We start from the raw sequence: 15,553 nt of genomic DNA on the forward strand, positions 1-15,553 counted from the left end.
TATTTATCATTATGAGAAACATCCTATTTTTAATCTTTTTATGTATCGCAATAAGTTGTCAAAAAGAAATCAATCAAGAAAACCGTATCAAAGAAGATGTTACTTATTTGGCTTCTGATGAATTAGAAGGAAGGCAAACTGGTACAGAAGGCGAAAAAAAAGCGGCAGATTACATTAGCAAACGATTCCAAGAATTAGGATTGTCTAAGAAAGGAACCAAAGGTTTTTTGCAACCTTTTACGTTTAAGCCAAAAACAAATCCACATGATGAAGTAAAATTTGATGTAAATGGAGATGGAACAATTACTGGAAATAATATTCTAGGTTTTTTAGATAATAATGCAGAAAATACGGTAATTATTGGTGCTCATTACGATCATTTAGGTTTTGGCGGTGAAGGTTCTTTGTATAGAGATTCTATAAAAGCCGTTCATAATGGTGCAGATGATAATGCATCTGGTGTTGCTATTATGCTAAATTTAGCTGCAAAATTAAAATCTCAAAACACCAATAACAACTATTTATTTATGGCTTTTTCTGGCGAAGAAATGGGTTTGTTAGGTTCTAATTATTTTGTAAAAAACCCATCAATAGACACCAAAAAAGTATCCTATATGATTAATATGGATATGGTTGGACGTATGAAAAAAGATTCTTCTTTAGCAGTTTACGGTACAGGAACTTCGCCAATTTTTAAACAGGTTTTAAAATCGCATAATGACAATTTTAAACTAATACAGCAAGAATCTGGTGTTGGTCCTAGTGATCATACTAGCTTTTATTTGGCTGACATCCCTGTGTTACACTTTTTTACTGGGCAACACGAAGATTATCACAAACCTGGTGATGATTCTGAAAAACTGAATTACGATGGAATGTATTTAATTTCTGATTATATTTTTGATATCATTTCTGATTTAGATAACAATGGAAAACTTGCATTTAGAAAAACCAAAAACGAAAGTGAAAGTACTCCTCGTTTTAAAGTGGGTTTAGGCGTAATTCCTGATTATTTATTTGATGGTGTGGGTATGAGAATTGATGGTATTTCTGAAGACAAACCTGCACAAAAAGCGGGTTTACAAAAAGGAGATATTGTAATTCAATTAGGTGATAGTACTGTAACCAACATGATGAGTTATATGCGTGCTTTGTCTGTTTTTGAGAAAGGAAATACAACTAAAGTTGTGGTAAAAAGAGGTGATGCTGAAGTTGAGAAGGTGATTAATTTCTAAGTTTCCATCCTAAATCCTTCCCGAAGGAAATATAAAAAACTTCTCGATACAAAATTCTTGAAAAAGAATTTCACTCGAAGTGACAGCATGAATAAAACAATTTAAAAGGTTTGTTGTCAATTCGAGTGATTTTGCCTTTTTCAGGCAAAATTGTACTGAGAACTTATTATGCTAAATGTATGTTTAAAACCAAAAAAGATTTCATCAATAAAATACATTTAATTATTTCTGTGTGTTTAGTTATGCCTGTTTCTTTTGTTTATGGTTTTAATCCTTCTTCAGAATTTGATATTCAATTACAAACTATAGACGAGCATAACTTTTTTAAAGCCATTATGGGTTTGTATTTGGGTTTTTCTGCACTTTGGATTTTGGGTATTTTTAAACATCAATATTTAAAAATTGCAGTTATCACCAACATTGTTTTTATGCTGGGTTTAGGTTTTGGCTGAGTTTTAAGTTTTTTTATGGATGGAAACCCAACTTTTGGTTATCAATTTGGCACTTTTGCAGAAATCTTTTTGGGGTTTTACGGATTTTGGGTATTCAAAAACCTTAAATAAGGCCCTTTTTGTAATTGACCACCACTATTTGCAGTTTACAAGAAACTTGTTTTGTAAACTTTTAAATGATTGTTGTTTTGTGGTATAAAATTTTAAATTTACCAAGATGAAAAAGATAATACTAATATTAATTATTTTAATTGGAATACCATTTTTTATATGTTCAGATGATAATTTGAATACTCTAAATTATGAAAAAGGATTTCCAAACTTACCAAAAAATGATAACTGGGAATATGTTATTTCTAGATTATATCCTAATGAAGCAGTAAATAATAAGATTGGAAGATTTGAAGGACCTATTTTAATAGAATTACATCAAGCTTCTAAAAAAGATAGTTCACTTATCAAAGACATAATGAAAGATATAAAAGTTCTTTTACCTAAAAAAGAGATTAATTTTCTAACTTCTTTTATTTCTAATTATGACGAAAAAAGAGCTAAAGGAATTATACCAAAAAACTATGATTTAAATAATTTAAAAGAGTATGCAATACAATTATCTTTTGATTCAATAAACCCTAAATTAAGACAAGAATACACTCATATTACAAAAATTTATGATAAAATTACGATTAGTAACTCCCAAAAAAATTATAACTATATATCAAATACTAGAGATCATTTAAACGGAATTACAAATCAGTACCTTAATTTTGAATTTAGCAATTCTGTTTCAACGCAAGAAAGAAAAAAAATTATTTATTATAAGTTGCTTAGAGCGCTTGTTTATGATTTCACTACATTTCCACCAAATAAAGAAATTAAATATAATAAAGCAGTTTTTAGTAGAAATAGCAGTCCAACTAATTATCAACTTACACAAATGGATGTTTTTTTATTACAGAAACTATACGCAAATGATTTTCTAAGTCAGTTGAAATCTTATATGGTTGATACATATCCTTTAAACTACGCTTTAAATTTTATGAGTAAAAGGGATGCAAAACTTGTCGGGTTAATTTCAGTTATTTTAATAGGGTTAATTTCTACAATACTAATCGTCTTTATTTTTACTGAAATAGATTTTACTAATAAATTTTTTAATTATCTGTTAACTGTATGTTTAATTGGAATTTTGTCTGTAAATCTCTTATTACTTTATAATTATTTTGTAGAGCCTTCAAGTTTTATACATCTAAAAAATATGCTAATTATCTTTTTTTGTGTAAGTATTTACTTTTTAATTCTTTCAACTTTATTTTGGTTTCTCGAAGAAAAAGTATTCTTTAAACAAGTAGAAATTTTGCAGTTTCTAGGTATTAAGATTTTAGTGACACTTTTTGTTTTAAATTTCCCAACAATAGTTTTATTGTTCTTAAATTATTTTTTTCATATTCAATTTTTTGATAACGAAAGGACAATATTTGCAATTATAAATTCTCTTCTAATTATTAGTGCTTTCATAGCAATCATAAGAAGTGTAATCTTGTATTTAGATTTTCAATCTAAATCTCTTATCAACAAAAAAGATATAGAATTAAGTAGATTAAAAGAAATAAATGTTCAGTCAGAATTAAAGTCTTTACAATCTCAAATCAATCCACATTTCTTATACAATTCTTTAAATTCTATTGCGAGTTTGGCTCCAATTAATGCTGAGAAAACTCAAAAAATGGCACATTCCTTATCGGATTTGTTTAAATATTCCATCAACAGAAAAGGGCAAAAAATGAGCACCATTAAAGACGAGATAGAAATGGTACAAGCCTATTTAGAAATAGAGAAAATACGGTTTGAAGAGCGTTTAAATTTTACAATTAAAGTAGATGAAACACTTTTGAATCACAAAATTCCGTTGTTTTTAATACAACCTTTGGTAGAAAATGCTATAAAACACGGCGTTTCAAAAAATAAAGACAAAGGCGAAGTTGTTTTGAACATAGAAAAAGAAACAAACAAAATACTAATTACAGTTACAGATAATGGTCCTGATTTTCCTGAAGGTCTGGTAAGTGGGCATGGTTTACAAACTGTTTATGATTTATTAAGATTGAGTTATGGAGACAAAGCGTCTTTAAATTGGACAAACACACCACAAAAAATGATTACCATAACCATCCCTAAAAATTCATAAAATGAACAGCACGTATAAAACCATAATTATAGACGATGAAGCGCCTGCAAGAGAAGGTTTACAAAATTTACTTTCTCAATTTCCAGAAACGTTTACAATTATAGATATTGCTAAAAATGGCATAGAAGCCAAAGAAAAGATTGAAACTCAAAAACCAGATCTTATTTTTTTAGATATTGAAATGCCAGAATGTTCGGGATTTGAATTGTTGGCAAAATTAGAGCAAATTCCCATTGTGGTTTTTTGTACAGCTTATAATCAATATGCATTAGAGGCTTTTGAAACCAATAGCATAGATTATATTGTAAAACCTGTAAAAAAAGAACGAATTGCAAAAACGGTTCAAAAATTAACATCGTTTCAAAAAAACATTTCTCAAGATGAGATGTTAAAAGTCTTAAAAGACATCGCTAGTAAAAAAGAAGTCAAAAAAATGACTTCGATTACCGTTAAAAAGAATGACCGTTTACTATTTATAAAACTAGAGGAAGTTTCTTTTTTTGAAGCAGATAATGTTTACACCAAAATTCATAGCGATTCTGGTGTCTATTTAAGTAACGAAACGATTGCTAATTTAGAAAACAAATTACCCGATAATTTTTTACGCATTCACAGAGGCATCATTATCAATAAAGATTTTGTAAACGATATTCAGAAGTATTTTAATAGCAGATTTATCATCACCCTAAAAAATAGTAAACAAAGTAGTGTTACTTCTGGCAGAAGTTATAATGAGGTAATTAAAAGTTGGATAAACACTTAACAAAATGATTTTGATTGCTATATATTAATTGACAATTTAGTTTTTAAAAAAAGAATCAAAGTCTTATATCCTGCAAAGTCTTTATTTTGACTTTTTAGGTATGTTTTAAAACAAATACCTACAAGGTTTTCAAAACCTTGCAGGAATAGTAGAATCAATTATAGTAATTTCATAATCGTTATTCAGGTTAAAAAATATTATTCCTAAAAACAAGAAGCTAAAATTGCAGTTCAATCCTATTTTTTGCAGTTCATCCGAAAATCATTTCTATAAAAAACATTTTCCTGTTTATTTGCGGTATAAAATTTTAAATTTACCAAGATGAAAAAGATAATTTCGATTCTTATAATTTTAGTTATTATTGATGTAGCTATTGTTTCTGCTAATTTTATATCCTTTAATGATAAGGTTTCTTTTAATGAACTCAAAAATCAAAAAGATGACACTTGGGAACAAATTATAACACAAGTTTATGGCAGAGGAATCAAGAAAGGAAAAACACTTTTTAAGTATAAAGGACCAATACTTTTTAAACTTAAAAATGCAATTAATAAAGATAGTTTAGCTTTTAATAGTACATTACAATATTTCAAAGATTTATTACCAAATCAAGAGATAGATTATTTTTCTAATTATATAGAAAAACATACAATTAACAAAGATAGTTTGATTAATGATTACCCTTTATACTTTTTAAAAACATACGCTATAGGGTTTAACATCAATAATACTGGGAGTGCACCATGGGGCGAAAATGTTTTTTTAGATGTTATTGACAACAAAACTTTTGCTCATTTTAGATCAATTACTCAAGATAAATTTACAATTTCTGGATATGTAAATTCAAAAACAAAATTCAATTTTATAGAATCAATTTCTGCTTACGAGAGAGCTAAAGTATTTAAAAATGTAATTTTTAAAATTTTGTCTGCAAAAAGTTTTCACGTATCTGACGATTATACTACACATAATATTACTGAATCAGACGAATTAGTATTGCAAAAGTTTTATAGCCCAACTTTTGAAAAAGATTTAAAAAATTATATGAAAGGTATTTATGGCTGGAGATATACAAATCATTTTTTAGACAAAGAGAGTTATTTAAAAAAGGTTTTATTGATAGTTTTTAGTATTGGAACGCTGCTTTTTATTTTGATTTTTAGTTACTTCCAAAATAGAAAGTTTAAATATGAATACTTAAATTATTTTTTACCAATATTACTAATCACTATTAGTTACACCAATTTAAGTTTAGTGTACAAATATTTCACATCATTTAATTTCTTTATTAGTTGGAGTAAAGATATACTAAGCCAAATAGTTCAAGCTATAATTTTTTCTATAGTTACCTCTTTTTTGATGTATATCATAGAAAAATTAGCCTTTAAACGTTTAACAAATTTTAGTTTTAAATTACTATTTAAAGTAGTTATTACATTTATAGTACTTAATTTACCTTTTTTAGGTTATGCCATATATTATGATGAAAGTATTGTGTTAAAGCATTATTGGCCTTTACTTTTATTGTGGAGTGTTTTATCTATAGGTCGTGGTTTACTTATTTACCTAAACCATTTTTCAGCATCTTTAGTAAAAGAAAAAGATGTAGAATTAAGCAGATTAAAAGAAATAAACACACAATCTGAATTAAAATTATTACAATCGCACATCAATCCGCATTTTTTATACAATGCCTTAAATTCTATTGCAGGTTTAGCGCATACAAATGCCAACAAAACAGAAAAAATGGCATTGTCTTTATCTGATTTGTTTCGATATTCTATCAACAAAAAAGGAAAAAAAATGAGTACTATTTATGAAGAAATGGAAATGGTACAAAACTATATGGAAATTGAAAAAATAAGATTTGGAGAACGTTTGCAATTTTCTTTAGCTATTAATGAAGATGTAAAAGACGAAAAAATACCCATGTATATTTTACAACCTTTGGTAGAAAATGCCATAAAACATGGTATTTCTAAAATTGCTGGAAACGCAAAAATAAGTATTGAAATTAAAAAAGAACAACAACAATTGTTACTTATCATTGGCGATAATGGTCCCAATTTCCCTGAAAGATTAGTAAGTGGCCATGGTTTACAAACCGTTTACGATTTATTGCGTTTAAGTTATGGAGAAAATGCAGCTATAACTTGGCAAAACAGCCCTAAAAAACAAATTATTATTTCTATTACACAAAACGTATCGCATGAATAATCCTTACAAAACATTAATTATTGATGATGAGCCGCCAGCGAGATTACGTTTGCAAAAGTTGCTAGAAAACTTTACAGAAACGTTTCAAATTATTGGTTTTGCAGAAGATGGTTTAGATGCCAAAGAAAAAATAGCTACTTTAGAACCTGATCTTATTTTCTTAGACATAGAAATGCCAGAATTAACAGGTTTTGAAATGTTAGAACAATTAACAACAATACCTATTGTTATTTTTTGCACGGCTTATGACCAATATTCTTTACAAGCTTTTGAAACCAATAGTGTAGATTATTTATTAAAACCTGTTCGTTTAGAAAGATTACAACAAACTGTTGATAAGTTAAAACTGTTTAGAACGCAAGATATTTCTCAAAATGTAATGCAATTGTTAAAAGAATTATCCACTCAAAAAGAAGAAAAACCAATGACTTCTTTAACGGTGAAAAAAGGCGAAAAGCTCATTTTTTTAAAGTTGGATGAGATTCGTCTTTTCAAAGCAGATGAACGTTATGTGAAAGTAATTTCTAAAGACGATAGTTATTTGATTGAAGATGCCTTATCTAGTTTAGAAAGTAAGTTGCCAGATAATTTTCTGAGAGTACACAGAAGCACAATTATCAACAAAAATCATGTGAAGGATATTCAAAAATATTTTAATAGCAGATTTATCATCACTCTAAAAAACAGCAAACAAAGTACGGTTACTTCTGGCAGAAGTTATAATGAAGTCATTAAAAGTTGGATTGCAAGTTAAACTGGATTTTACTACATTTTATTTCCGATTTTGGTTTGACATTAATAAAAACACTAATTTTGCAAAAAATAAATACCTTTTGGCAAAAATAGGCAACATTCAACTTCCGGAATTTCCATTATTACTAGCACCAATGGAAGACGTTTCTGACCCACCTTTTAGAGCTTTGTGCAAAGAAAATGGTGCAGATGTTGTGTATACAGAATTTATTTCTAGCGAAGGTTTAATTAGAGATGCTGCAAAAAGTGTTATAAAATTAGACATTTACGAAAAAGAAAGACCTGTAGGAATTCAGATTTTTGGTGCGAATTTAGATTCGATGTTAAAAACCATTGAAATTGTTGAGAAATCGAATCCAGATATTATAGATATCAACTTTGGTTGTCCTGTAAAAAAAGTAGTTTCTAAAGGTGCTGGAGCAGGAATTTTAAAAGACATCGATTTAATGGTTTCGCTAACTGAAGCTATGGTAAAACATACCAATTTACCAATTACCGTAAAAACGCGTTTGGGTTGGGATCATGACTCTATAAGAATTGTAGAAGTTGCAGAACGTTTGCAAGATGTTGGCTGCAAAGCTATTGCTATTCATGGAAGAACAAGGGCTCAGATGTATAAAGGCGATGCTGATTGGAAACCAATTGCTGAAGTAAAAAACAATTCTAGAATGCATATTCCTGTTTTTGGAAATGGCGATGTTACATCTCCAGAAAGAGCTATGGAAATGCGTGATAAATATGGTTTAGATGGCTGTATGATTGGTAGAGCTTCTATTGGTTATCCTTGGTTTTTTAACGAAGTAAAGCACTTTTTTAAAACTGGTGAACATTTACCTAAACCAACAATTGCAGAACGTACAGAAATGGCAAGACGTCATTTACAAATGGCTATTGATTGGAAAGGTGAACGTTTAGGAGTAGTAGAAACCAGAAGACATTACACCAACTATTTTAAAGGAATTCCGCATTTTAAAGAATACAGAACCAAAATGGTAACTTCTGATGACCCAAAAGATGTTTTTAAAGCTTTTACTGAAGTTGAAGAAAAATTTGGGAATGCTGTAATTCCTGAAATTAGATAATTAATCATAAATTATTTGATTCTTTTTCTTAAAGGTTGATAATTGTCATTTCTTATCACTTGAATAATAGTTAATTTTAAATGTATAATTTAAAAATCGAGAATTATGAAAGTAGCTATTCAATTCGTTAACATGCCAACCAGTGAAGCTATGGAAACTTATACCATAGGTAAATTAGAAAACTTAGCAAAAAAGTACGATGCTATTATAAATGCCAATGTATTTTTTAAACAAGAAAATTCTCCAAAGAAATTGGGTAAAATTTGTGAAATGGAATTAAGTCTTGCTGGTCCTCGTATTTTTGCATCTTCTAATGAAAAAAATTATGAACTTGCTGTTAAACATACTATTAGCGATTTAGAAAAGCAACTCAAAAAAAGAAAAGGAGTTTTAAAACCTTATCTATAAAATTTCATCATTTTATCTTTCTATAAATTCTTTAGAAATTCTACTACTTGCAATTTTTGAGGCAATATACCCCAATATTGTAATGGTAAGGATAACTATCAATAAGTTTGAAAGTCTAAACTCAACTGGATAAGGTAAGTTTTGAGTAATCATAAACAACCCAAATTGTTGTTGTAGAATTACTAAGATAATTGCCAATACCAAACCTATCAACATTCCTAAAAAAGTGAGTAAAAATCCTTGGAGCTCAAAGATTTTTTTTATCTCTCTTACAGATGTTCCTAGGCTAAATAGTGTTTTTAAGTTCGATTTTTTATCGATAATCATCATTATAATTGCTCCAATTACATTGAATAAGGCAATAATTACGATTAAGGTAAATATCAAATAAGAAACAAAGTTTTCGGTATTAATTACTTTATAAAAAACTTCGTTAAGTTGCTCTTTGGTTTGTACTTTATAACTATTGCCTAATTGATTTTGAAGTTGATTAGAAACATTATCTGGATTAGAGTTATCAATCAGTTTTAATTCAATTCCAGTTACTTGATTTTTTTTATATTTTAGTAATTTTCTAGCTGCACTTATATCAACATAGACAAATTTATTCGTAAATTCTTCAGTTCCAGAATAGACGCCTACTATTTGCGTATTTAAGGTATAAAACGCATTTAGAGGGTTTATAAAGCCTGTACCTGGTTTAGGAATCATTATCGATAAAGGTTCTCCAAAATTTAAAATTCCCAAAGATAATTTTCTTGAAATTCCTTCTCCAATAACAGCTGTGTTTTCATACTCTTTTTGCAACCAGTTCCCCACACTAATAACAGAATCTATCTGCATGATCTTAGGATAATTCTCTTCAACACCTTTTATATAGGCAATTTCATTTTTATCATTATACTCTAAAAAAACACGTTCTTCAATAATCTTTGTGCTTTCTTTAATATTGCTATTATTTTCTAAAAAAGTTTGAATTGAATCATTAAAAATGAAGGATTTTCCTTTAACTGATGTTATTTTGATATCAGGGTCAGATGCATCTAGTAAACTATAACTAAAGGTTCTTAATCCAGAAAATCCAGAAAGAATTACAAACAAAGCCATTGAGCCAACAATAACTCCAAATGATGCAATAATGGTAATAATATTTATAGCATTGTTACTTGTTTTGGTAAACAAGTATCTTTTAGCTATGTAGAAGGGAAAATTCAAAAAAAGTTATTTCTTTTGTCTCTTAGGCAATATATCTGGATTTAGTATCGGATTTTCATCTTTCCCTTTGAGAGAATTATCAATTTCTTCATTATAATCTAAAGTATCATCTCCAAAAAACAACAATTCTGGCATTCTTCTCAATTGATTTCTTGTTCTTGATGCCATTTCGTGACGAATTAAAGGTGTGTTTGATTGTACTCCTTTAATGATTTCATCTCTTTTATCTGATGGAAAAACACTCAAATACACTTTTGCAACTCCTAAATCTGAAGTTACTGCAACTTTAGAAACAGAGATAATTACTCCTTTCATACCATCTTGAGCTGCTTTTTGCAAAACATCTACTAAGTCTTTTTGAAGTACTCCTGCTATTTTACGTTGTCTATTAGTTTCTTCCATATGGTAAATTTACAATATTTTTAAAACAAAAAATCTCAAAATGCAAATTACACTTTGAGATTTTATATAATTTATACTAATTTTTAGTCTGCTAAAATAATCGCTTTATTGTCGTTTAATTCTAAAGTACCTGAATTGATGGCTAAAGTTAATATTTTATCATCAGTTTCATCTGGAACTAATTTTCCATGTAGATCGTCTAACGCAATGTTAGTCTGAGTATGGATATGAATTTTTATAGTTCCATCTTTTAAATTAGAAACAACTGGTGCGTGATTGTTTAGCATTTGAAACTCACCATTTACACCAGGAACTGATAATGAATCAATTTCTGATGAAAATAAAATAGCTTCTGGTGTTACAATTTCTAAAAACATATTTATCTAGTTTTTAGTCTTTAGCTTTAAGTATTTAGTTACTTACTTGTAACAAAAAACTCAAAACTCAAAACTTATTTATGCTTCTGCTAACATTTTTTCTCCAGCATCAATTGCATCTTGAATTGATCCTCTTAAGTTAAACGCTGCTTCAGGATATTTATCTAGCTCTCCATCCATAATCATATTAAATCCTTTTATCGTGTCTTTAATATCCACTAAAACACCTGGTATACCAGTAAATTGCTCTGCTACGTGGAATGGTTGAGATAGGAAACGTTGTACACGTCTTGCTCTGTGAACTACCAATTTATCTTCTTCAGATAATTCTTCCATACCTAAAATTGCGATAATATCTTGTAATTCTTTATAACGTTGCAAAATTTCTTTTACTCTTTGTGCACAATTATAGTGCTCATCACCTAAAATATCAGCAGTTAAAATTCTTGAAGTAGAATCTAAAGGATCTACTGCAGGATATATACCTAACTCTGCAATTTTACGAGATAATACTGTTGTTGCATCTAAATGTGCAAATGTTGTTGCTGGTGCTGGATCTGTTAAATCATCTGCAGGTACATAAACCGCTTGTACAGAAGTAATAGAACCTTTTTTTGTTGATGTAATACGCTCTTGCATAGCACCCATTTCTGTTGCTAATGTTGGTTGATAACCTACTGCAGATGGCATACGACCTAAAAGTGCTGATACCTCAGAACCTGCTTGTGTAAATCTAAAGATGTTATCTACAAAGAAAAGTACATCTTTACCTTGAGCTTCTCCTGCTCCATCTCTAAAGTATTCTGCAATTGTTAAACCAGATAAAGCAACTCTTGCACGCGCTCCAGGAGGTTCATTCATTTGTCCAAATACGAAAGTCGCTTTTGAATCTCTCATTCCTGGCTTATCTACTTTAGATAAATCCCATCCACCTTCTTCCATAGAATGCATAAAATCATCACCATATTTGATAATTCCAGATTCTAACATCTCTCTTAATAAATCGTTTCCTTCACGAGTTCTTTCTCCAACTCCTGCAAACACAGATAAACCTCCATGTCCTTTTGCAATGTTGTTAATCAACTCCTGAATTAGTACTGTTTTACCTACTCCTGCACCTCCAAATAATCCAATCTTACCACCTTTTGCATAAGGTTCAATTAAGTCGATTACTTTAATTCCTGTAAATAAAACTTCTGTTGATACAGATAAATCTTCAAATTTAGGCGCTAATCTATGTATTGGTAGACCATCTTTACCTTCTTTCTTTAAATCTCCTAAACCATCAATTGCATCTCCTGTAACGTTAAATAAACGTCCGTAAATATCATTACCTATTGGCATTTGTATAGGATTACCAGTTGCTATTACTTCTGCTCCTCTGCTTAAACCATCAGTAGCATCCATGGAAATAGTTCTAACTGTATCTTCTCCAATATGTTGTTGTACTTCTAATACTAAGATAGAACCATCAGCTTTTTTAATTTCTAAAGAATCGTAAATCTTAGGTAGTTCACTTTCAGTATTGAATTCAACATCAATTACTGGCCCAATAATCTGAGAAACTTTACCTGTTATTGTAGACATTATGTATCTAATTAAAGTTATTATTTTATTTATGAGACTTCTATCTCATTTTCAGGTTGCAAAGGTAATTTTTTTGAATGGAATTAAAAAAAAATATTTTGATTAAAAAATAATTATTATTAAATAAAAAAAAACCTCATCAAATTGATGAGGTTTTTTTAATATTATTTAAAGAATCTATTATTAATTAGAAACTTTAATTACAACTCTTCTGTTTTGAGCCATTCCTGCTCTTGTTTTGTTAGAAGCAATTGGTTTACCTTCTCCGTATCCAATAGCTGTTAAACGTGTAGTATCAATACCTTTTCTAACTAAGTAATCTCTTACAGCGATTGCTCTTTTTTCAGAAATTCTTAAGTTCAATGCAGAACCTCCTGAACTATCTGTATGACCTTCGATTACAAATGTAGCTTTCGGGTTTTTCTTCATGATATCTACAACTTGATCTAGTTGTTTACTAACTCCTGGTTTAAAAGAAGATCTACCTACGTTAAACAATATAGATTTAGCAGTAAAGTTTAAAACTTCTATATCTTCTTTATTGATTACTGGTTCTGGACATCCCATTTCTGATGCAACACCAGCAACTTTAGGACATTTGTCATCTTTATCTAAAACTCCATCACCATCTGTATCTGGCCAAGGACAACCTGCGTTAGCAGCAGGACCTGCAACTGAAGCACATTTGTCATCTTTATCTACTACACCATCTCCGTCAGAATCAGGACAACCTTTATTAGCTTTTGTTCCTTTAGCATTTGGACACATGTCATCTTTATCAGCTACACCATCTCCATCAGAATCAGGACAACCATTCATAGCAGCTAAACCAGCTGTATTTGGACAAGCATCATCAGAATCTTTAACACCATCTCCATCAGCATCAGGACAACCATTAAACTCAACTAAACCAGCAACATCTGGACAAGCATCTTCTTTATCATAAACTCCGTCACCATCTGTATCTTTTCCTCCAAATTTAATTACTAAACCTAAAGAAGTTTGGTAATGAGCTCTAATATTATCAGAGAAACCTTTTTTAGTACCCGTTTGGAAGTTAATACCTAAGTTATCATTAAACCAAGTATTGAAACCAACACCTACATTTAACATTCCCTCACCTCTATCATCAACAGAAACATAAGATCCCCCTAAATACACATAAGGATCAAACCATGCAGTTTCCCCTACTAAAGTATTTAAATCGTATTTCACAGCAGCATCAAGTGACCAATATAAAAAGTCAGAGTCATTTTTTACTGATACTGTTTCAATTTTATTCAAAGTACCCGCCAATTGAACAGTAAATCCTTTGTCTAAATATTTCTCACCAGTAATTCTAGAAATAGATGGTAAAAAATTCCAATCTTTATGACCTAATAAGTCTTTAAATTGTTCAGTAATATCAGATCCATCGTAAAAGTCTACAATATTTACTCCAAAACCTACTACCCAAGGATTGTTTTCATCCTGTGCGTTTACGTTGCTAACTGTTACCAACGCAAACAAAGCTATCACAGCTAATTTTAATCGTTTCATTATCAAATTTTTAAATTAAAAGTTCGTTATTATTATACGCAAAAGTAACCTCTTATAACGTATCTACAAAGACAAATCTACAAAATATTCAGAAAACCACAAGTTTTTATTAATTCTAAATTACATTTAGTTCTTTTCCAACTTTTACAAATGCTTTTATTGCTTTATCTAAATGTACCTTAGTATGAGCAGCAGATAACTGTACTCTTATTCTCGCTTTTTCTTTTGGGACCACAGGAAAAAAGAAGCCAATTACATAAATACCTTCTTCTAAAAGTTTATTTGCCATAACTTGAGATAATTTTGCGTCATATAACATTACTGGTACAATAGCAGCATCTGCGCCAACCAAATCAAAACCAGCTTTTTCCATTTCTGTTCTAAAGTAATTTGTGTTCCACTCTAATTGATCTCTTAATGTAGTATCATCAGCAATTAAGTCAAATACTTTTAAAGACGCCCCTACAATTGCTGGCGCTAATGAGTTTGAAAATAAATATGGTCTAGAACGTTGACGTAAAATTTCAATAATTTCTTTTTTACCTGTTGTATAACCTCCCATTGCTCCTCCAAGTGCTTTCCCTAAAGTTCCTGTTACTATATCAACTCTATCCATTACATTTTTCAATTCAACAGTTCCTCTACCTGTTTTACCTATAAAACCAGTTGCATGGCATTCATCCACCATCACCAAAGCATCATATTTATCAGCTAAATCACAAATTTCATCAAGTTTTGCTACAATTCCGTCCATAGAGAAAACACCATCAGTCACAATAATCTTAAACCTATGGTTTTGTTTATTCGCTTCAATTAACTGTTCTTCTAAAGAATTCATATCATTATTATGATAACGATAACGCGCTGCTTTACACAAACGAACTCCATCAATAATGGAAGCATGATTTAAACTATCTGAAATTATGGCATCATCTTTTGTTAACAATGGTTCAAAAACGCCTCCATTTGCATCAAAACAAGCAGCATATAAGATGGTATCTTCTGTGTGATAAAAGTCTGCAATTTTTTCTTCTAATTGCTTATGTATATCTTGAGTTCCACAAATAAAACGAACAGAAGACATTCCAAAACCATGCGTATCCATGGTGTCTTTTGCTGCTTGAATTACTTCTGGATGATTTGACAATCCTAAATAATTATTTGCACAAAAATTAATCACTTCTTCTCCTGTAGCAATTTTAATCACTGCATCTTGTGAAGATGTGATGATTCTTTCTGATTTATATAAACCAGCATCTTTTATTTCTTGAAGCTCTTTTTTTAGAGTATCTTTAATATTTCCGTACATTTTTTATTGATTTAAGAAAAACAAAG

General features: G+C 29.7%; 14 protein-coding genes. 8 read left to right on the forward strand and 6 right to left on the reverse strand.

Annotated features, from left to right (window positions below):
- Positions 1–11 precede the first annotated feature (11 nt).
- From FP421_RS01060 to FP421_RS01095, 8 genes are all read left to right on the forward strand, one after another.
- Positions 12–1,235, forward strand: a complete 1,224-nt coding sequence (locus FP421_RS01060) for a M28 family peptidase (RefSeq protein ID WP_159946731.1) — start codon at positions 12–14, stop codon at positions 1,233–1,235.
- Positions 1,236–1,414: 179 nt separating this feature from the next.
- The gene (locus FP421_RS01065) at positions 1,415–1,687 is read left to right on the forward strand and encodes a DUF4345 domain-containing protein (RefSeq protein WP_236548001.1); all 273 of its coding nucleotides are present in this window, start codon (positions 1,415–1,417) and stop codon (positions 1,685–1,687) included.
- 217 nt (positions 1,688–1,904) lie between these two features.
- Complete coding sequence (locus FP421_RS01070) at positions 1,905–3,875, forward strand: sensor histidine kinase (protein WP_159946733.1); 1,971 nt, start codon at positions 1,905–1,907, stop codon at positions 3,873–3,875.
- 1 nt (position 3,876) lies between these two features.
- Positions 3,877–4,638 carry a LytR/AlgR family response regulator transcription factor gene (locus FP421_RS01075; protein ID WP_159946735.1) on the forward strand — a complete coding sequence of 254 codons (762 nt, stop codon included), beginning with the start codon at positions 3,877–3,879 and terminating at the stop codon, positions 4,636–4,638.
- Between the two features lie 321 nt (positions 4,639–4,959).
- Positions 4,960–6,855: a sensor histidine kinase gene (locus FP421_RS01080; protein WP_159946737.1), complete on the forward strand. Its 1,896-nt coding sequence runs from the start codon at positions 4,960–4,962 to the stop codon at positions 6,853–6,855.
- Entirely contained in the window at positions 6,848–7,609 is a 762-nt protein-coding gene (locus tag FP421_RS01085) for a LytR/AlgR family response regulator transcription factor (RefSeq protein WP_159946739.1), read from the forward strand. Before FP421_RS01080 ends, FP421_RS01085 begins: the two co-directional genes overlap by 8 nt.
- A gap of 79 nt (positions 7,610–7,688) precedes the next feature.
- Positions 7,689–8,690 carry a tRNA dihydrouridine synthase DusB gene (gene dusB, locus FP421_RS01090; protein ID WP_159946741.1) on the forward strand — a complete coding sequence of 334 codons (1,002 nt, stop codon included), beginning with the start codon at positions 7,689–7,691 and terminating at the stop codon, positions 8,688–8,690.
- Positions 8,691–8,795: 105 nt separating this feature from the next.
- Complete coding sequence (locus FP421_RS01095) at positions 8,796–9,098, forward strand: HPF/RaiA family ribosome-associated protein (RefSeq protein WP_159946743.1); 303 nt, start codon at positions 8,796–8,798, stop codon at positions 9,096–9,098.
- Positions 9,099–9,110: 12 nt separating this feature from the next.
- Here FP421_RS01095 and FP421_RS01100 read toward each other — a convergent pair whose 3' ends face one another.
- The 6 genes from FP421_RS01100 to kbl form a co-directional block, all read right to left on the reverse strand.
- The gene (locus FP421_RS01100; RefSeq protein ID WP_159946745.1) at positions 9,111–10,313 is read right to left on the reverse strand and encodes an ABC transporter permease; all 1,203 of its coding nucleotides are present in this window, start codon (positions 10,311–10,313) and stop codon (positions 9,111–9,113) included.
- 6 nt (positions 10,314–10,319) lie between these two features.
- Positions 10,320–10,715: a 30S ribosome-binding factor RbfA gene (gene rbfA / locus FP421_RS01105; protein WP_159946747.1), complete on the reverse strand. Its 396-nt coding sequence runs from the start codon at positions 10,713–10,715 to the stop codon at positions 10,320–10,322.
- An 83-nt stretch (positions 10,716–10,798) separates the two neighbouring features.
- Positions 10,799–11,092: a FoF1 ATP synthase subunit delta/epsilon gene (locus FP421_RS01110; protein WP_159946749.1), complete on the reverse strand. Its 294-nt coding sequence runs from the start codon at positions 11,090–11,092 to the stop codon at positions 10,799–10,801.
- 78 nt (positions 11,093–11,170) lie between these two features.
- Entirely contained in the window at positions 11,171–12,679 is a 1,509-nt protein-coding gene (gene atpD / locus FP421_RS01115) for a F0F1 ATP synthase subunit beta (protein ID WP_159946751.1), read from the reverse strand.
- Positions 12,680–12,862: 183 nt separating this feature from the next.
- On the reverse strand, positions 12,863–14,218 hold the full coding sequence (locus tag FP421_RS01120) for an OmpA family protein (RefSeq protein WP_159946753.1): 1,356 nt from the start codon (positions 14,216–14,218) through the stop codon (positions 12,863–12,865).
- Between the two features lie 115 nt (positions 14,219–14,333).
- Positions 14,334–15,527, reverse strand: coding sequence for a glycine C-acetyltransferase (gene kbl, locus FP421_RS01125; RefSeq protein WP_159946755.1), 1,194 nt, complete (start codon positions 15,525–15,527; stop codon positions 14,334–14,336).
- Between the last annotated feature and the right edge of the window lie 26 nt (positions 15,528–15,553).

Origin of the sequence: Polaribacter septentrionalilitoris, from assembly GCF_009832745.1 — a bacterium.
Lineage (GTDB): Bacteria > Bacteroidota > Bacteroidia > Flavobacteriales > Flavobacteriaceae > Polaribacter > Polaribacter septentrionalilitoris.

Bases quoted from the DNA above. Each gene is read 5' to 3' on its own strand.
- FP421_RS01060 (WP_159946731.1), top strand. From the start codon at position 12: ATGAGAAACATCCTATTTTTAATCTTTTTATGTATCGCAATAAGTTGT.
- FP421_RS01065 (WP_236548001.1), top strand. From the start codon at position 1,415: ATGTTTAAAACCAAAAAAGATTTCATCAATAAAATACATTTAATTATT.
- FP421_RS01070 (WP_159946733.1), top strand. From the start codon at position 1,905: ATGAAAAAGATAATACTAATATTAATTATTTTAATTGGAATACCATTT.
- FP421_RS01075 (WP_159946735.1), top strand. From the start codon at position 3,877: ATGAACAGCACGTATAAAACCATAATTATAGACGATGAAGCGCCTGCA.
- FP421_RS01080 (WP_159946737.1), top strand. From the start codon at position 4,960: ATGAAAAAGATAATTTCGATTCTTATAATTTTAGTTATTATTGATGTA.
- FP421_RS01085 (WP_159946739.1), top strand. From the start codon at position 6,848: ATGAATAATCCTTACAAAACATTAATTATTGATGATGAGCCGCCAGCG.
- FP421_RS01095 (WP_159946743.1), top strand. From the start codon at position 8,796: ATGAAAGTAGCTATTCAATTCGTTAACATGCCAACCAGTGAAGCTATG.
- rbfA (WP_159946747.1), bottom strand. From the start codon at position 10,715: ATGGAAGAAACTAATAGACAACGTAAAATAGCAGGAGTACTTCAAAAA.
- FP421_RS01110 (WP_159946749.1), bottom strand. From the start codon at position 11,092: ATGTTTTTAGAAATTGTAACACCAGAAGCTATTTTATTTTCATCAGAA.
- atpD (WP_159946751.1), bottom strand. From the start codon at position 12,679: ATGTCTACAATAACAGGTAAAGTTTCTCAGATTATTGGGCCAGTAATT.
- FP421_RS01120 (WP_159946753.1), bottom strand. From the start codon at position 14,218: ATGAAACGATTAAAATTAGCTGTGATAGCTTTGTTTGCGTTGGTAACA.
- kbl (WP_159946755.1), bottom strand. From the start codon at position 15,527: ATGTACGGAAATATTAAAGATACTCTAAAAAAAGAGCTTCAAGAAATA.